This window comes from Parapedobacter sp. ISTM3 (genome assembly GCF_016533505.1).
Taxonomy (GTDB): Bacteria; Bacteroidota; Bacteroidia; order Sphingobacteriales; family Sphingobacteriaceae; genus Parapedobacter; species Parapedobacter luteus.
Genome location: NZ_JAENGN010000003.1, coordinates 207,249 through 224,925, shown reverse-complemented (window position 1 = coordinate 224,925; position 17,677 = coordinate 207,249). Strand labels below are relative to the sequence as shown.

The 17,677-nt window shown below is 52.0% G+C and carries 19 protein-coding genes, 1 tRNA gene and 1 pseudogene; 9 read left to right on the top strand and 12 right to left on the bottom strand.

Annotated features, from left to right (window positions below):
- Positions 1-117: 117 nt before the first annotated feature.
- Complete coding sequence (locus JHJ32_RS05995; RefSeq protein WP_233632505.1) at positions 118-1,014, bottom strand: hypothetical protein; 897 nt, start codon at positions 1,012-1,014, stop codon at positions 118-120.
- Between the two features lie 30 nt (positions 1,015-1,044).
- Complete coding sequence (locus JHJ32_RS05990; RefSeq protein ID WP_079716520.1) at positions 1,045-2,220, bottom strand: acetyl-CoA C-acyltransferase; 1,176 nt, start codon at positions 2,218-2,220, stop codon at positions 1,045-1,047.
- A 153-nt stretch (positions 2,221-2,373) separates the two neighbouring features.
- On the opposite strand from JHJ32_RS05990, the gene JHJ32_RS05985 reads away from it, so the two are divergent.
- The 4 genes from JHJ32_RS05985 to JHJ32_RS05970 are packed head-to-tail and all read left to right on the top strand — an operon-like array spanning position 2,374 to position 6,367.
- On the top strand, positions 2,374-3,294 hold the full coding sequence (locus JHJ32_RS05985; protein WP_079716147.1) for a metal ABC transporter solute-binding protein, Zn/Mn family: 921 nt from the start codon (positions 2,374-2,376) through the stop codon (positions 3,292-3,294).
- A gap of 53 nt (positions 3,295-3,347) precedes the next feature.
- A complete protein-coding gene (locus JHJ32_RS05980; protein WP_079716148.1) occupies positions 3,348-4,136 on the top strand; it encodes a metal ABC transporter ATP-binding protein in 789 nt (262 codons plus the stop codon).
- A 13-nt stretch (positions 4,137-4,149) separates the two neighbouring features.
- On the top strand, positions 4,150-5,439 hold the full coding sequence (locus tag JHJ32_RS05975) for an iron chelate uptake ABC transporter family permease subunit (protein WP_200120315.1): 1,290 nt from the start codon (positions 4,150-4,152) through the stop codon (positions 5,437-5,439).
- A gap of 49 nt (positions 5,440-5,488) precedes the next feature.
- Positions 5,489-6,367, top strand: coding sequence for a metal ABC transporter permease (locus JHJ32_RS05970; protein ID WP_200120314.1), 879 nt, complete (start codon positions 5,489-5,491; stop codon positions 6,365-6,367).
- 9 nt (positions 6,368-6,376) lie between these two features.
- Here the strand turns inward: JHJ32_RS05970 and JHJ32_RS05965 are convergent, their stop codons facing one another.
- Entirely contained in the window at positions 6,377-6,799 is a 423-nt protein-coding gene (locus JHJ32_RS05965; RefSeq protein WP_079716522.1) for a VOC family protein, read from the bottom strand.
- Between the two features lie 281 nt (positions 6,800-7,080).
- Between JHJ32_RS05965 and JHJ32_RS05960 the strand changes: the two genes are divergently transcribed.
- Positions 7,081-7,162, top strand: a tRNA-Leu gene (locus tag JHJ32_RS05960).
- A 255-nt stretch (positions 7,163-7,417) separates the two neighbouring features.
- Here JHJ32_RS05960 and JHJ32_RS05955 read toward each other — a convergent pair.
- The 5 genes from JHJ32_RS05955 to JHJ32_RS05935 form a co-directional block, all read right to left on the bottom strand.
- The gene (locus JHJ32_RS05955; protein ID WP_079716150.1) at positions 7,418-7,624 is read right to left on the bottom strand and encodes a hypothetical protein; all 207 of its coding nucleotides are present in this window, start codon (positions 7,622-7,624) and stop codon (positions 7,418-7,420) included.
- The gene (locus JHJ32_RS05950) at positions 7,614-8,189 is read right to left on the bottom strand and encodes a zeta toxin family protein (RefSeq protein ID WP_200120313.1); all 576 of its coding nucleotides are present in this window, start codon (positions 8,187-8,189) and stop codon (positions 7,614-7,616) included. Before JHJ32_RS05950 ends, JHJ32_RS05955 begins: the two co-directional genes overlap by 11 nt.
- A gap of 103 nt (positions 8,190-8,292) precedes the next feature.
- The gene (locus tag JHJ32_RS05945; protein ID WP_139378582.1) at positions 8,293-8,724 is read right to left on the bottom strand and encodes an EthD family reductase; all 432 of its coding nucleotides are present in this window, start codon (positions 8,722-8,724) and stop codon (positions 8,293-8,295) included.
- A gap of 158 nt (positions 8,725-8,882) precedes the next feature.
- Positions 8,883-9,101, bottom strand: coding sequence for a hypothetical protein (locus tag JHJ32_RS05940; RefSeq protein WP_079716152.1), 219 nt, complete (start codon positions 9,099-9,101; stop codon positions 8,883-8,885).
- Between the two features lie 158 nt (positions 9,102-9,259).
- Positions 9,260-9,832, bottom strand: coding sequence for a CDP-alcohol phosphatidyltransferase family protein (locus JHJ32_RS05935; RefSeq protein WP_233632504.1), 573 nt, complete (start codon positions 9,830-9,832; stop codon positions 9,260-9,262).
- Between JHJ32_RS05935 and JHJ32_RS05930 the strand changes: the two genes are divergently transcribed.
- Positions 9,815-10,792, top strand: coding sequence for a fructosamine kinase family protein (locus tag JHJ32_RS05930; protein WP_200120312.1), 978 nt, complete (start codon positions 9,815-9,817; stop codon positions 10,790-10,792). The two genes, JHJ32_RS05935 and JHJ32_RS05930, sit on opposite strands and share 18 nt — an antisense overlap.
- A 53-nt stretch (positions 10,793-10,845) precedes the next feature.
- Here the strand turns inward: JHJ32_RS05930 and JHJ32_RS05925 are convergent, their stop codons facing one another.
- Entirely contained in the window at positions 10,846-11,832 is a 987-nt protein-coding gene (locus JHJ32_RS05925; RefSeq protein WP_200120311.1) for a hypothetical protein, read from the bottom strand.
- 430 nt (positions 11,833-12,262) lie between these two features.
- Between JHJ32_RS05925 and JHJ32_RS05920 the strand changes: the two are divergent.
- Positions 12,263-12,595: pseudogene (locus JHJ32_RS05920) on the top strand (DUF1016 N-terminal domain-containing protein); the annotation flags it as partial.
- Positions 12,596-12,602: 7 nt separating this feature from the next.
- Here JHJ32_RS05920 and JHJ32_RS05915 read toward each other — a convergent pair.
- From JHJ32_RS05915 to JHJ32_RS05905, 3 genes are read right to left on the bottom strand one after another with little or no spacing between them, the layout of a single operon-like run.
- Complete coding sequence (locus JHJ32_RS05915; protein ID WP_200120310.1) at positions 12,603-13,103, bottom strand: hypothetical protein; 501 nt, start codon at positions 13,101-13,103, stop codon at positions 12,603-12,605.
- 2 nt (positions 13,104-13,105) lie between these two features.
- Positions 13,106-13,708, bottom strand: a complete 603-nt coding sequence (locus JHJ32_RS05910; RefSeq protein WP_079716158.1) for a hypothetical protein — start codon at positions 13,706-13,708, stop codon at positions 13,106-13,108.
- Entirely contained in the window at positions 13,692-14,186 is a 495-nt protein-coding gene (locus JHJ32_RS05905) for a sigma-70 family RNA polymerase sigma factor (protein WP_200120309.1), read from the bottom strand. The genes JHJ32_RS05910 and JHJ32_RS05905 overlap by 17 nt, the downstream gene beginning before the upstream one ends.
- A gap of 214 nt (positions 14,187-14,400) precedes the next feature.
- Here JHJ32_RS05905 and ychF point away from each other — a divergent pair, with 214 nt between their 5' ends.
- Together ychF and JHJ32_RS05895 are read left to right on the top strand one after the other, a co-directional pair.
- On the top strand, positions 14,401-15,501 hold the full coding sequence (gene ychF / locus JHJ32_RS05900) for a redox-regulated ATPase YchF (RefSeq protein WP_200120308.1): 1,101 nt from the start codon (positions 14,401-14,403) through the stop codon (positions 15,499-15,501).
- A 178-nt stretch (positions 15,502-15,679) separates the two neighbouring features.
- Entirely contained in the window at positions 15,680-17,584 is a 1,905-nt protein-coding gene (locus JHJ32_RS05895) for a M14 family metallopeptidase (protein WP_200120307.1), read from the top strand.
- Positions 17,585-17,677: the final 93 nt, after the last annotated feature.

The following is a 17,677-nucleotide window of genomic DNA, read 5'->3' as shown; positions in this document are numbered from 1 at the left end:
AATGTGATGTTAGGTATTACTCATTCGCCATATTCTGCTGGCATGGACTGCAAATAAAATAAAGTTTTTGCGATTTACAGGGAATAAAAGAAAAATATTGGCGGCAGCCCCCCGACCTTACTGGCCCGCAAAGCCACTTTTGGGATGGCTCTTGATGTTTTTCGGGTCGTTGTACCCATCATCAAGAGGACTCGGCGGATTGATCAACGGAATATCCGAAACAAACTCCAGGCGGCCCTCGCCCAACTGCCACGCATCATAGGTCATATCCGGCCCATAGTGTTCGTATTGCTGCTCATATTGCACCTCTGCCGGGGCCAGGTGGTCCAAAACGATGCGGTGCTCAGCGCTGTCGAAATCCATGTACATGCTCGCTTGCTTGCTATACCGGTAAATCATGCGCGTATGCCGCTGCGTTTCCGTGCTGCCGAAAACAGCTTTGCCCAGCCGCGCGCCGCCATCCGTCAGTTGGAGTACATCGATGACCTTCTGCGTCAAACCAGGGGTATGCCCTTTCCAGCCCAGCAAAATGTAATCCTTTCCGAGCGGTATCATGCGGTAGTACTGCGCACCATACCAATTATCCGCCGAGGTAACGGATTCCTCGGGATTTTCGATTTCGTACGTCTTATCCAGCAATGGATATAGCTTCAGGGTACCGTCCGGCGTGTTCAGCTGGATAGCGCCATAATACAGGTACGATCCATCGTTCAGCTGGATATGCCAGGAGAATATCCGGAACCGATCATCCGGCGCAGTAAGTATAGACACCATGTTGAGCGAATCGAACCCGAACGAATAAGAATGCGGAATCTTCAGGGCAGACACCAACGTTTTGACGAAGGTGAAATTTGCGTCCAGCCGGTCGGGCTCGCTGGGCTCGTTGTACATGATGTACCCGAGTTTTGCGAGGCTATCCTGCAATGCCACGAGTTCGCCGCGGCTGCCGGGCTGGCACCACGCCTGAACTGCCCAGCAGTTGAGGCCTATCATCAACAAAAGAAACCGCTTCATCACCACGTCGCCCATTCGTCATCCAAAAAATCAAACTCGTTCCACAACCAAAGCGCTCGCTCCGCCCCCGCCATTGCAGATACCGGCGGCCCCTATCCGGCCATCATGCTGTGCCAATACCGAGAGCAAGGTCACGACAATGCGCGCCCCCGATGCACCCAACGGATGGCCGAGTGATACGGCACCCCCATTGACATTTACCCGGTCGGCATGCAAGCCGAGTTCGCGGTTGTTGGCGATGGACACCACCGAAAACGCCTCATTTATTTCATAAAAGTCTACTTCCTCGGCGCGGAGACCAGCATGCTGCAACGCCCGCGGTATAGCTTTGGCGGGTGCCGTTGTAAACCATTCAGGCGCCTGCTGTGCATCCGCATAACCGCGTATGCGGGCCAGCGGCTGCACGTTGAGCTCACGGAGTTTCGTCTCGCTTACCAGCACCAACGCCGCAGCCCCGTCATTTAGCGTGGAAGCGTTGGCCGCGGTCACCGTTCCATCCTTTTTGAATACCGGCTTCAACGCCGGTATTTTTTCGAAGACAGCCGTGTGGATTTCCTCGTCTTCATCCACCAGCGTCACTTCCCCTTTCCGGCCCGGCACCTCCACGGCGACGATTTCATCACTGAATTTGCCGGCCGCCTGCGCCGCCTGCGCCCGCTTATAGGACTCAATGGCATACGCATCCTGCTCTTCCCTACTGATATGGCATGCGGAGGCGCAAAGCTCCGCCGCCAGTCCCATATGAAAGTCGTTGTATACATCCCAGAGGCCGTCCTTGACCAAGCCATCCGTCACCTGCCCATGTCCCAACCGGTAGCCCGTACGCGCCTTTTCCATATAGTAAGGCACATTGCTCATGCTTTCCATGCCGCCGGCCACCACAATATCATTGATACCAAGCGCAATGCTCTGCGCCGCCAGCATGATGGATTTGGCTCCGGATGCACATACCTTGTTTACCGTCGTAGCCGGTATATCAGGCAGCCCGGCAAACTTAATAGCCTGGGTAGCAGGTGCCTGCCCCAGACTTGCCGATAGCACATTGCCGATGAATGCCTCCTGTATTTGCGCAGCTGAAAGCCCCGCACGCTCCACTGCCGCGCGGATGGCAACACCCCCCAACTGCGTGGCCGACAATGCGGATAATCCCCCGCCGAAACTTCCGATGGGTGTCCGCACCGCCGAGACAATATAGACGTTTTGCATCATGACAATCGTTTACAGGTGCTAATTTACAAAATACACACTGGAAACATCCGCCCAATCACAAATTTGTCCGGAGATGTTTTTTCTTCTTGCAATTTAAATCAACCTGCAACAAATGTTAGATTAATCTAAATTTTGTATTTTTGTTTCGGTATGAGGAGTATACATATCGTTTTCGCAGCGTTACTTGGGATATGGGCGTGCTGGTCTTGCCAGCGCACTACAGACCGCAATGCCGGCCGCACAAAGCCTTATATCCTGGCAACTACCGGCATGATAGCCGATATGATGCAGCACATTGCCGGCGATTCGGCAGATGTGGAAGCGTTGATGCATCCCGGTGTAGACCCGCATCTTTACAAGGCAAGTCAGGGCGATCTGCGCAAATTGCTGGATGCCGACTTCATTTTTTACAACGGCCTGCACCTGGAAGGGAAGTTAGGCAGCATTTTGGCTAAGCAAAAGCGAGTGAAACCGGTCATTGCCGTGGGCGAGGGTCTGCCGGGCCTGATTTCGATCAATGAAAGCACGTATGACCCCCATATTTGGTTTGACGTATCGCTCTGGAAGGCGGCCACCCGCCATGCCATGCAGCAGCTGGCAGCGCTCGATAGCAGCAACGCCGCATACTACAGAGCCAATGCCCAGGATTATATCAGCCAGCTCGATACGTTGGATGCATGGGTACACGCGCAAATAAACACAATTCAACCACGCCGCCGGGTATTGATCACGGCCCATGATGCGTTCAGTTACTTTGGCCGGGCCTATGGCGTGGAAGTACGCGGATTGCAGGGCATTTCCACCCTTTCAGAATTCGGCTTACAGGATGTCTCTGCGCTGGTGGACTACATCGTCGACCATCAGATACCGGCCGTCTTCGTCGAAAGCTCGGTGTCCGACCGGTCCTTGAAGGCCGTACTGGCCGGCGTGCAGCAGCGCGGACGGACGGTACACATCGGGGGCAGCCTGTTTTCGGATGCCATGGGGGCACCCGGTACGCCTGAGGGCACCTATATCGGCATGGTCAAGCATAATGTAAATACAATTGTAAAAGCACTGGCCGGCGAATAATAGAAGCACCGTTCGACGGAGCGGCGGCCAGGATTACCAAATAACAGCACCTTATGATTATACATGCACAAACGCCCGTACTTGAAGTCCATGACCTCACGGTAACGTATGCACGCAAGCCCGTGCTTTGGGGGGTAGACTTCACCTTACCCGCCGGCTGCATCGCCGGCATTGTGGGACCAAACGGTGCAGGCAAGTCCACCCTGCTTAAGAGCATCATGGGCTTAATCCCCGTGTCGAGCGGTTACGTGAGGTTATTTGACCATCCCTTAGACGAGGTGCGGCACCGGGTAAGTTATGTGCCCCAGCGCGAGTCGGTCGACTGGGATTTTCCCGTATCGGTCCTGGATGTGGTACTCATGGGCCGCTATGGCAAAGTAGGCCTTTTCCGCAACACAGGCGCACGCGACCGGGCCATTGCACAGGATTGCCTGGATAAGGTGGGGATGGCCGCATTCGCCAAACGGCAGATTTCGCAGCTTTCCGGCGGCCAGCAGCAACGGGTTTTCCTCGCCCGGGCATTGGCCCAGGAGGCAGACCTGTATTTGATGGACGAACCCTTTGCCGGCGTGGATGCCGCCACCGAACAGGCCATCATCAAATTGCTGCGTGAGATGGCGGCCGCCAAGAAAACCATCGTCGTCGTACATCACGACCTCCAATCTGTGCGCGCCTATTTCGACTGGTTGGTGCTGCTCAATATGCACCTGGTGGCGGCCGGCCCTACCGAGCAGGTCTTCACCGAGGAGATGATGCAGCAAGCCTACGGCGGGCGGCTGAGCCTGTTGTCACAGGTGAGTGATGTGATGGAAAAACGAGCCTTCCCCAGCCGGGAAGATTAATATGGAGGAAGCCATGCAAGATATAACCGATTTTTTCTCATTTTCCGACCCCAATGTGCGATATGTCGTGCTCGGCAACATCCTGTTGTCAGCCAGTGCGGCCATGGTGGGTGCTTTCATCCTGCTTCAGAAAAAAGCGCTGGTCGGCGACGCCGTGTCGCACGCCGTCTTGCCGGGTGTCTGCACGGCGTTCCTCTTTTCAGGCAGCAAAAATACGGCGCTCATGCTGGTGGGTGCCTTTGCCACGGGCTGGCTGGCGCTGATCACCATTGACTATATCGCCGCAAAATCAAAAATCAAGAAAGATGCCGCCATCGGCCTGGTATTGTCGGTATTCTTCGGCGCAGGCATGGTGATGATGACCTACATCCAGCAGTCCGGCAATGCCGCGCAAAGCGGCCTTGATCACTTCATCTTCGGCAATGCTGCCACGCTCGTCGGTACCGACCTCCTGGTCTTCAGTGTCCTTGCCGCAGTACTGCTCCTTGTCGTGGGGATATTCTTCAAAGCGTTTGCACTGGTCGCGTTCGACAGGCCGTATGCCGAGGCGCTGGGTTATCCCGTACGCAGGCTCGATTTGCTGCTGACGAGCCTTACCGTACTGGCGGTAGTCACCGGCATTACCGCCGTGGGCGTCGTGCTCATGGCAGCGATGCTGGTCACCCCGGCGGCGGCCGCTCGGTATTGGACGGACAACATCCGGCGTATGGTAGGTATTTCCGTAGCCTTCGGTGTATTCGCCGGCTTTGCAGGTGCTTATATCTCTTACGTTGCCCCGGCCATGCCTACCGGTCCGTGGATGGTGGTGGTCTCATCCACCATTGCCTTTTTTTCATTCTTCTTGGCCCCCCGGAAAGGCATTGTGCCGCGCCTGTATACGCAGCACAAAAACCGGCAAGTGATTACCGAAGAAAACACGCTGAAAATGTTTTACCACCTCGGCGAGCGAAACAGCCACTTTGACGGGCAGAGAAGCCTCGAGGAGCTGGCCAGCACCCGTGAAGTCAACAAAACACTGCTTAAGACAGCGCTTCGACGGCTGGTCGCCAAGGGGCTGTTGGTCGTCCGGGCCAACCAATGGGCGCTGACAGCCGCGGGCTATCAAAAAGCAATGCGGGTGGTACGGCTGCACCGCCTGTGGGAACTGTACCTGACCAAATACATGGATATCGCTTCCGATCACGTGCATGACGATGCCGAGACGATTGAGCACATCCTTACGCCCGAACTGGAGCGGGAGCTTGAACATCAACTGGGGTACCCCGATAAGGACCCGCATGATACGAAGATTCCCAAGACGTAACGCAATGAACGCAGATGACACCAATTAAACGAACTGACACGGATTTATCATGATAGCTTTTTGGATTATACTTACGGGCGCATTGGTAGCCATCACCTGTGGACTATTGGGATGTTTTTTGATTCTCCGAAAAATGAGTATGGTGGGCGATGCGATCAGCCACGCCGTATTGCCGGGCATTGTGATTGCTTTTTTGCTGAGCGGAAGCCGTGAGACGCTGCCCATGCTGCTGGGGGCAGGCGCCACGGGCATGCTGGCCACGTTTCTCATTGAGTATTTCCACCGGCGGGCCAACCTACAGACCGACGCCGCCATCGGCGTCACGTTTACATTCCTGTTTGCCGTGGGCATCATCCTCATCAGCGCATACGCCGGCCAGGTAGACCTTGACCAAGATTGCGTATTGTACGGCGAAATCGCTTACGTCCCCATCGACCTATGGGTTACGGAAGGCGGCCTTATCTTGGGCCCCCGTCCGGTATATATCCTGTCTGCCGTGCTGCTCGTAGTAGCCCTGTTTATCAAAATAGGCTATAAAGAGCTCAAGCTGACGTCTTTTGACCCCGCCTTTGCCTCGGCGCTGGGCATTTCCACGGCCCTTTGGCATTACCTGCTCATGGCCGCGGTATCCCTGGCTACCGTCAGTTCCTTCGAGTCAGTCGGTGCTATTTTGGTGATCGCCTTCCTCATCGGCCCGCCAGCCACCGCATACCTGCTTACGCACGACCTGAAATACATGTTGGCCATCACCGCCGCGTTGGGTATTTTCATCGCGTTTACCGGCTATTGGACGGCCTACTGGCTCAACGCATCCATTGCGGGGTGCATGGCGGTGGTCACCGGCATCGGTTTTGCAGCCGTGTTTGCGGCACAACGCCTGATGAAAACCAAAGGAAGCCCAGCCGAGCCCACAAGGGCCATCGGCTAGGCTATCTTCTTACTGGGCCTGCGTGGGGAAGTTGATCATCCAATACACGCCAAATTTGTCTTGGAACGATCCGAAGTAATCGCCCCAAAACATATCTTCCATGGGCATTTCGACTTTACCTCCGGCAGAAAGCCCATTAAATAACCTATCGGCCTCCTCCCTACTATCCGGTGTGACGGAAATGTAATTGTTGTTGCCTACCTGCAAGACGTGCCCGGCAGACGGCAGGCAATCCGAGGCCATCAGGTACTGGCCATCACCGATGGGTATGGATACGTGCATGGCCCTGCCCTTCTCATTATCCGGCAGCTGATCCCCTCCGGGGGCATCGCCCATGCGCTGGACAAACAATTCGCCGCCGAAAACCGACTGATAAAAGCGGAACGCCTCTTCCGCATTGCCATCAAAATTCAAATAAGGATTGAGTTTCATCTGTTTATTATTTGTTTTTAGTTGTCCCATACCGGGGTTATTAATTTAGAAATTGTGCCGTTCTAACGACACAAAGGTAGGCGATATCGCCGCACGCTGTGAAGGGAAAACGAGCCAATCATAAGGGGCGATCGTGACAACTTTGGACATGCGTAGCCAGCCTCCGGCTGCGAAAACAGCACAATTAGCGCAAAAGACAGGAAATTTGAAAAACATTTTGCGGAATACGGATTAATAGATACATTTGCATCCCCGAATCGGGGAATCGTACTTTACAATAAGCCCAGGTGGCGGAATTGGTAGACGCGCTGGTCTCAAACACCAGTGGGGCGACCCATGCCGGTTCGATCCCGGCCCTGGGTACAACCAAGAGTTGTATTAAGAAGCTAACATGTCTTTAATGAACGTGTTAGCTTTTTTATTTTCAGCCTTTTAAAAAAGTGTGTCAAAAAGTGTGACACTTTTATCTAAAAATCAGCTAAACTATAATCCGTGTATTTACCGTGTCCTACTGAATAGGATTAAACGCTAACAAGGCCCTGCTGTATATGGCGGGGTTGTGTTTTGTGCACTACTTTCAATGATGATGGTGACGAATGTTAAATCGGTCTGTTAGAACTAACCCCCTTGTTCGGGTAAGGTTTTCAACAGTTCCTTGGCAGGAACCTCTTTAATTTCCCCGTCAATTTTCACCACGAGACTGCCTCCTTTCATGGCGGTTTCCTCGGCAAGTTTACGCAATGCCTTCTGTACGCCATAAAGTATCCGCTCCCCAAAGGAGGTATTGGGTGAAAATGAGGATGTATTGATATCGTCAAGTGCCATTGCTCTTCCGCTGTATAACAGACCAAATTTCGTCATTAAAGATTACTTTTCCAAATCCATCATTTTGGGCGATGATTTCCGGAACCAAATCCATATTATCCACTACCATCCATTTATCGCAATACGGAATATACAAATGCACCAAATTGTAAAGCCCTCGGTGGTACCGTCTCGTCACCACATCGTCGGGGACGTCGTGGCCTCCCTCTGACACCCGCATAGCCACCCTTTTTATGGCTTGACCGGGTGAATCCAGCCAAAAAAACACAAGTATAATGCTGTAGCCTTTCTTTTTGGCTCCTTTGATCAATGACACATAGCTACGTGTAGCTAAGGTAGTCTCAAAGGCAAAATCCACGTATTCATCTATAAGTTCACGAATACGCGCAAGCATAATCCGGCCCGCTTCCAACGCCACGCTTTCGGGATTGAAAGGAGAAAGGCCTGCTGCAATGTTATCGGCGTTTACAAACTCCCTGCAATCCAGTATTTCCGGCAATATGGTATAACTGGCCGTGGTCTTCCCCGCCCCGTTGCAGCCAGCTATGATGTAAAGATTCGGCATAAGGAGCGTAAGTTACAATATAGACTGACAAGTTACAAGCCGCTCTATGGGGAGGAAAGACCAAAGCCATCTTTCAAAATCCGGCCCTGGGTACGAGAAAGTCCTATTTTTTGCCCGGATATCCCACATGTTCAATTTTACTTATCTGAATCACTGGCTGAATATTGGTGTAATTTTTAAAGTCAGCGACGATTACATCCCTGTTTTGCGCTACGGCATTGCTATATGCTGCGACATCCGTAATGTAAAAACACCCTATGGCTACAAAGGGTGCCTGATCATTCGGCGTACGGCCAGCAACGCCCTTATTAATTTCATAAAATTCCAAGTTTTCGCCTAATAACGCAGCCACCATGGGCATGTGCTTTTTTTCATAATAATCCATGTCAAAGGTCTTACCTTCCCCATTTGGATAAAATATCTCCACTTTGAACATCCCAACCTCCGGCGTGGGCGCAGGTTTAAGTTGGGTAGATTTAAAACCCATAAAACCTGTAAAAGCAAGGATTAGCGAAAAGAACGTGATGTTGCTCATTATCTATCAGCTTTAAATGTTTCGTTAGGCACTTACGGTGTTGCGCCCGCAATGGGCAAAAAAAAGCCAGAACCGCTGCACGCAATCGGCAGTTTGCTCGCTATCCGGCTCGGCTATTTCCAATATGCGTTTTCAGATTCCTTAGACCGCAATGGCAGCTACTCTTCGTACAACAGCGTAGCGTTGTACCCCAAGGCACTCAATGCATCCGCTATTACTGAGCTTTTCAGGTTAATTGCCTTCACAACCAACAAATTGTAAATGGAATCAAAATCAAGCTCCCATTCCTTGATTTCTGAAAACCTGTCCAGCATGGACTTGATGCGGCTGAACTCCTTAGGAGAATCGATGTCTGTCATAAATTTTAAAGTCTCCATGGCTTAAAATTTAAGTTTACCCTGTGGTTTATAACTCCTTAATAAGGTTTTCGGTCCCTACCCGGCAATTTTGCTCTTCTTACCGAGGATATCAAATATAACAAATATTTGATTAATCAAAAAAGATTATGTAAAAAATATCCCGTGGCGCTCCCGCGTCATTCCCGCCTCCGCTTCCATGCCTCATGGAGCCCTTTTACATCGGCCTGCCATGTTGGCAACAGCAAGACCATGATGGTCTCCTCAATGATATCCAGCGCGGTAACGGCCACCGCGACATAAAATAACCCCTGAGAAGGCGAAGGCTGGAAGAATGCAAGCACCAAAAAGATGCCCTGAAAGACGGCCGCAACTTTGGCCAGGTAGGTATGGAAGCTGGTGGCCCTGCCATATTTAATAAAAGCGAGCGAGAGCTGAACCAAAAAAAGCAACAGCAGGAGCAGCACCCAGGCATACTCCTGTACAATGAATGGCCAGTGCCACACCAAGAGCCCCACGATGGCCATCAAGACCGTCAGGTCATCCGCGATGGAATCCAGCTTTGCCCCCATCACGCTCACCACCTTATACCTCCGGGCGAGGTAGCCGTCAATCGCATCGGTAAAAAAGCTCAATGCGAGCAGCCATTTAAACACATCCTGCTGCCCGGTTAAGATAAAAAGCAGCAATACCGGCGCGGCTACCAGGCGATAGTAGGTGATACCATTGACGATATGATAGGCATTTTGCATGTCACATCAAAGGTCGGGAAAATTACCCAACGCATCAACTCAGGCAAAAGTCATCGGGGTTTCGTATCTTGGCTCGTGTTTTTATCCGAGTCACTCTTTCAAGCTTTGGAAGCGGCAATCAAAGCCACGGCGCCCGGCGATTTCCGCATCCAGCGGGTCGTGCCCGTATCCGGCGGCGACATCAACCGCGCGTACCAGCTGCAGACGAAATCGGGCCGGTACTTCGCCAAAGTAAATGATGCCCCACAGGCCCCCCAAATGTTCGTGGCAGAGTCTACAGGCCTGGCCATGCTGCGGCAGACCGTCGGTATCCGCGCCCCGCAGCCGTTCATGGCCGGTCAGGCGCATCGCGATGCTTTCCTGCTCATGGAATGGATAGATGCAGCGGGCAAGCACAGCGAAGCCGGGCAAGCGGCATTAGGCCGCATGCTGGCCGCCCTGCACCGCCAGCATCGCGAGACGTTCGGGCTTGACCACGGCAATTTTATCGGCCGGTTGCCCCAGGCCAACACACCTTCGGCAGATTGGGCGGCATTTTTCATCGGCCAGCGCCTGCAAAAGCAGCTGGACATCGCCCAGCATACCTACGGCGAAGCCGGCCTGCAGGCGTCATTCGACCAGCTGTTTGCCCGCCTGGAATCGCTATACCCCCAAGAGCCCCCTTCGTTGCTGCATGGCGACCTATGGGGCGGCAATTACCTCGTGGACGCGGCAGGCCAGCCGGCATTGATAGACCCCGCCGTTTATTACGGCCACCGGGAGGCCGATATCGCGATGACCAAGCTGTTCGGCGGATTTTCCACCGATTTTTATGCAGCATACCACGAGGCATACCCTTTGCAGGCAGGATGGGAAGCCCGTGTGAATTTGTGGAACCTCTATCCCCTGCTGGTACATCTCAACCTGTTTGGAGCGTCTTATCTTGGCGCCATTCAGCGTAGTTTGAAGCAGTATATTTGATTGGAGCAGTATACTTGAGCGGCTATCGCCCGCAGGGGCCACACGCAACTTATTTACCGCAGTGCCAGCAACCATCGCCCATGCAGCCATTCCAGCGGTTCAGCCCGCTCCCGTGGGGCCGGCAGTTTCTCCGGCCCCGGCATATCCCCCGGATCAAATTCAGGCCCGCAGAAACTGATCATGCCATCGCGCTCATGAAATATCGCACCTGCCTGCCGGATATGCGCGTAGATTTCGTCCACGGGCATTTGATAAGAAACCGATGCCGTGATGGTCAAGCTATCGGGGATGCAGATGGTACTTCTGACTTCTATCCCCTGCCACCGGCCTATTTCAGCGGCCACAAACTCCGTAAGCGAGGCGTTTCGGTATTTGTTACAGAAAAAAGCAAAAGCACCAATACCCCAAATGCGCGGCCCTGCCCGGGGAGGGCGAGGGCCTGCGCAAAGGTCTGCACATAGTAAGTTTTTCCGGTGACGGCTTCGGAGCTCAGACCGGACTTGTACTGCACTCCTACTGGACTTGAACTGGACTGGTACTGGCGCGGCCAGTACGAGTCCAGTAGGAGCTGGCTCTGAGCTTGCTTCAAGCTCGGTAGCCGTCTCCGAGCAGGTTCTAACACAAGCCCACCTCATCCCGTGCCTGTCTATATTTGCACTTGTGCCGCTGTATTGCCGCATATACTTCGCTAAAACGCCGCTTTGGGGCACTTTTACCGAAGTATATGCGGGGCATAGGCGGATTGGAGCCGAAGGAAGGGTAGGGGAAGGTGGGCTTAAGCACGGCGCTGGCTTAGCTTTCCGAAGATTAAGCGCATCGGTGTCCGACCTTCTTCTGCCCGTGTTCTGCGATCTTCCGTACGGTATCCGGGCTTCATCCGAGCTGTATCCGTGGTTTTCCCACATACCGCCCGTATACCGCCCGATAAATTCCCGGATAACGGCAGGAAAATGGCAAAAGAAAGTATGGAGAAAAGCAGGATGTGTTCGCAAGCTTTCTGCATAAATATTCCGCTTATCAGGCGCATTTTGCCGGTGCATATGGTGATTAGTTTTATTCGCTTTAGGCAATAGAAGCCCCTTAAGCGTAAAATTTGCTTCATCTATTGTTTGATTTTGGGTGTAAAGACGAATGAATAGACTTGAGTTTCTATACAACAAAAACGGCACTGCCAGAGGCAGCTACTACCCGTAGGTAGCACCAGGAACACAAAACCGCAAGTAGACCCGGATCAGCAGGAATAAATAATTAACCGACCATCACCCATGACGCCGCCGACAAAATCGCCGATTTGCTTGAAAAGTTCATCGAAGAAGACCGTGCCAAAACGGAATCCATCGCTACGTTGAGCAAAGCGGTGCTGGACCTGGCGGAAGAAGTGAAAAAGTTGAAGGGCGGCAAGTAATGCAAAACCTAAATCTATGGAAACTGTTGTAGCCGATGTCATAGCCATTATCGAGGAAGGCCGCAGAAAAAGCGATTAATGCCGTAAACACAAGTATGGTGGAAGCATATTGGCTTACGGGTAAACGCATCGCAGAAGAAGAATTACAAGGCCAAGAACGCGCTGAATATGGGAAAGCTATAATCAAAAAACTTTCTGATGCTTTGACGGCGAAATACGGCAACTGCTACTCTCAAACCGCTTTGTATGGTTTTCGAAAATTCTATGCCACATACCCTGAGGAGAAGATTTTGTACACAGTGTGTACAAAATTAAGTTGGAGTCATAATAGACTCATTATGAGAGTCGAAAACCCAAAGCAAGAGATACTATCTCCAAGAAGCATACGCTCAGGATAACGCTTAATTACATGGACAGCGTGGCCATCGTCATGGACAGGTAGTAATTTGCGCAGTGCAATGCAGCCAACAATAGGATTTGTTTGCTCTTTAGTGTCTCAAAACTGCCTGTTGTGACAATCTCGTAGTCGTAATTCATTTTAAGCCATTTCAGGTGCGGCTTCATCACCAACAGTTCCTTACCTTCGTGATCTGACAATGCAAAAGATTCCTTGAATAATCCGCGATGGTCAAAAACATAGCCTTGCTCGTCACCATTGAAATAGGTCCGCAGGACGATCTTGCCTTTCCAGCCCATGCTGAATGAGAGCAATACGTCATCTCCGTCCCGGATTTCAACCAATGTTTCCCAGAAACCTTTTGGCTCAACGGCGTAGGTTGCATCGGCCATGGTAATGACTGCATTGAATTTATACCAACTACGGTACAAAAGGCTCCCGATGATGCCGCCGTCTTTTCTTACCTCAAAAGACAGTCCGTTAGTCGATTTTGCTTGATAAGTTGCCATAATTATCCTTGTTTCAGTGTTTCCATCTCGGCAATTGTTCTTTCCAGCTTGTTGAACACACGGCCATACATCAAGCGGACATCCCATCGGTAGATTTTATCCGAAAAGTAAAAAACGGCCAAGGTTGCCGCGGCCACGATGATGCCCGCAATTAACGGCATATCGCCCCCTCCCTGCCTATTCCACGCCGACCATCCCGTACTGACGGCAATCAGAAAGTACAGGGGGTACGAAAATCGCGCTACCTTGACACTCCGCGCGAGTACATCCCTAAGCCATCGGTCGAACGACCGGAGGTATTCAAAACTGGTGGCTCCCTGGTCCAGCGATTTGATGCCATCGATTTGCCGCTTGTTGTACCATGCGGTAAGAAGAAGCAGTATAGCTGCTGCAACGCCCTGCCAGATCACCTGCATGAAATAGCAAATCACCGGTAAAAGGACCACCATGACGACGATCATCACCAAGTTGACCTGGAATCTCCTTTTTATCCGATCGACCAGGTGTATGGATTTCCGGTTGTACAGGTCGTTGACACTGGGCGCAACTAAGCTCTTTTCATGTAAAAAGCCCTCCTTCCAAATTGTTTCAATTGAATCGTTCATTGATTATTTTCTTTAAGCGTTCTTTGATTCTGTTTATTCGGACACCGATGTTGTTGACATTTGTCCCGAGCACCTCGGCTATTTCCCCGTACGATTTTTCTTCCAGATACAGCAGGATCAACGCCCGGTCCACTTCCGACAAATGCCTGACGGCGACGTACAATTGGTTGAGCTGCTCATCTGCAAAGGCCCCGTTTTCGACTGTCACCACATCGGGCAACGCATCGGATGAAAAATAAGTATGTCCCTTGCTTTTCTTCCTTCTGAGCAGCGTCAGGCATACATTCAACGCAACACGGTAAACCCACGTAGACCAACTGCACTGCCCGCGGAAATTAGCTCTGCTCCGCCAGATTTGCAGGCAGACTTCCTGGTAATAATCTTCGAAATCTTCCTGCGAGGCCGCATAAGCCCTGCAGATCTTGATGATGACTGCCGCATAGGGTAAAATCGACGTCCGGTAAAAATCGTTGCTCACGTTCTTTGCTCTGGCATTGAAAACTGTTCTTTTCGTTAGTTAGTGGCTAAATTTAAAAAATCATTACACCTCCGTGGAGATGTATTTGTTCGCCTCGATCAAGCAAGCGCCATCATCCCCCGGGATCAAGATTGCTCGTGCCCTTATTCAAATCTTGTATGCGTACACTCATACTTATTCTTATCTTTGCACCGTTTTTTAAAATTGACAGTTCATGGCATTACAGTGCGGCATCGTAGGCCTTCCCAATGTAGGCAAATCCACGTTATTCAACTGCCTTTCAAACGCTAAGGCGCAGGCAGCTAACTTCCCTTTTTGCACCATTGAGCCCAATGTAGGGGTCATTACCGTGCCGGATGAGCGGCTGAATAAACTGGCCGAACTGGTAAAACCGCAGCGGATAGTGCCCAACACCATCGAAATCGTGGACATCGCCGGACTGGTGAAAGGTGCCAGCAAGGGCGAGGGCCTCGGCAACCAATTCCTGGCCAACATCCGCAACACCGATGCGATTATCCACGTATTGCGCTGCTTTGATGATGGCAACGTGGTGCATGTGGATGGGTCGGTCGATCCGGTGCGCGATAAGGAAATCATCGATACCGAGTTGCAGCTGAAAGATTTGGACACGGTGGTGAAGCGCATCCAGCGGGTTGAAAAACAGGCCAAGACGGGCGGCGATAAAGAAGCAAAGCGCACATATGAAATCCTGTCTGCCGTCAAAAGCCACCTGGAATCTGGCAAATCCGCCCGCACGGCCCCGATTGCCAAAGAAGATTTTGAGTTTATCAGCGACCTCTCGCTGCTGACGGTAAAGCCGGTCCTATATGTATGCAACGTAGACGAGGCGTCAGTCAACACTGGGAATGCACATGTAGACCGCGTACGCGAAGCCGTCAAAGACGAAGATGCCGAAGTACTCATCATCTCTGCCCAGATTGAATCGGAAATCGCCCAGTTGGAAAGCTATGATGAACGCCAGCTCTTTTTAGAAGACCTCGGCCTCACCGAATCGGGCGTAAACAAACTTATCCGGGCGGCGTACAAGCTCCTGAACCTGGCCACATATTTTACCGCCGGCGTGCAGGAAGTACGGGCATGGACCATCGAAAACGGCTTTACAGCGCCACAGGCGGCAGGCGTCATCCACACAGACTTTGAGAAGGGCTTCATCCGCGCCGAAGTCATCAAATACGACGATTTCGTCGCCTACGGCTCGGAAGCAGCGGTAAAAGAAGCGGGGAAACTGGCCGTTGAAGGCAAGACCTATATCGTGCAGGATGGCGACATCATGCACTTCCGCTTCAACGTATAGCGGGCCCGGCACTTCCGCTTCGTAACAATCCTGTTTGCTTTCATTGTTTTTATTGCGATATCAACCAAAATGCGATAAGATTGCAAGGCAAATGGCCGGATGACGGCTATTACGCAGTGAGCAAACTCGAATTTGCCCCTCAACAGCGGAAACAACACAAACATTTTATTAACTAACCATGAAAAGTACAGCGATTACTTTATTTCTCTTGGTCTTTTTCTCATTTTTGACCAAGGGCCAGCGTTCACTCGTGGAGGTATGGCCTGAATCAGACACCACCACTACCTTCTACACCGTCAAAGGCGAACGATCAGGCATCAGCTATTTTAAAAAACATCAATTTGAGGAAGTGGAGTATGTCCCCAAGGAGACATTGACATTTGATAAATTCCACACGCCTGATGTCATTTACCATTGGTATAAAAAGTGGGCGGATCAGTATCCGGACCTGATTGATTTTTATGAAGTGGCCCGCAGCTTTGAGGGCAGGCCCATCTACCAAATGACGCTCACCAACAAGAAAACCGGTAAGGATACCGATAAGCCGGCGGCTTTCTTTGAGGGCGTGAGGCATAGCGGCGAAATCACCAGCAGCGAAAGTGTGCTGTGGCTTACCAAGCACCTCATTGAAAACTATGGCAAGGATCCGCAAATCACCGAATTGATCGACACGAAAACCATCTACCTGAGGCCGGTAAACAATCCCGACGGCGTCAATATGTACATGCACACCGCTCAGCGCAACCGGAGCACGACACGGCCTGACGACAATGACGGCGATGGGCTTTTTGACGAGGATCCGGAAGAAGATTTGGATGGCGACGGCGTCATCTACCAAATGCGGAAAAAAGCCGTGGGCGACGAGCTGAAACGCGCAAACTACGTCATCGATGACCGGGATGCGACAGGCCAGCTGATGAAACGTGTCCCCGAAGGGGAAGGCGAATACCTTGTCTATACCGAAGGCATCGATAACGATAAGGATGGCCGGTACAACGAAGACGGCATCGGCGGATTGGACCTGCACCGCAATTACCCTGAAAACTGGCGTCCCGAACCCGGAATGGATGCCACAGGCCGTGGCTACACCCAACGCGGCGCGGGGCCATTCCCGTTGAGCGAAATAGAAACCCGATCGGTTGTGCTGTGGCTGCTCTCCCACCCCAATGTTTCGGTGGTCAACTCGATGGATACCAGTGTGCCCATGCATTTGAGACCGCCTTCTACTTCAAAGAGTGCCGAAAGCATGTTTCCGGAAGACTTGGCAATCTATAAACACATGGACAGCCTGGGCTTGTCATTCACGGGCTATCCATGGGCGGGCGATGTCTACGAGACTTACGCTACGCGCAACGTTGGCGGCGCCGGGGATCCGCCCAAGCCTAATCCCCTATTCGGCCATGGGCCGGACTTCGGGTATTTCTATTACGGTGCCATATGGTATGGCGACGAACTGTGGAACGGCGGGCGCCATGAGGACCTGAATGGCGATGGAGAAATCGATGCTTATGATGGATACTTGTGGGACCAGCAACATAATGGCGGCAGGGGTTATAAGCCGTGGACCAAATTCATGCATCCGGACTTGGGTGAGGTGGAAATAGGCGGTGCCCACCCCAAGTTCTTTTCCCAGAATGCGCCGCCCAGTGTGCTGGAAAAATGGGCGAAAAATCAGGCGCTGTTCAACCTGGCCATGGCGCTTGAGCTGCCTCAGCTCCAGTTTGACGACGTTGCGGTAAAAGCGCTGGCCAACAACGAGTACGAGGTGACCGTATCGTGGACCAACACGGGGAAATTGCCCGTCGCGCTGGAGCAGGCTAAGCTGGTGAAAATCGTACAGGAAGACCGCGTCATCCTTGAAATGGACCGAAAGCTCTTAAGCGGCAGCGACGAAGCGGCAGTGATGATTGTTAGCCCTGAGACGCGCGACAAGACCATCTATGCGGGCTACACCGGCGCCGGGGAATCCAAGACGGCCTCCTTCAAGGTACAGCTGAAACAGCAGCAACCTGTGAAAGCGACCGTCAAACTTTTGTCTACAAGGGGTGGATACCTGGAACGGGAAATCACCATCGGCAACTGATATGATAGCCCCCGCCACAGCGAGGTAGTTCAAACCCGGCCATCGCTGCTGTTCTCAATCTTAAACACACAAAAAGCACCTTAACGGTGCTTT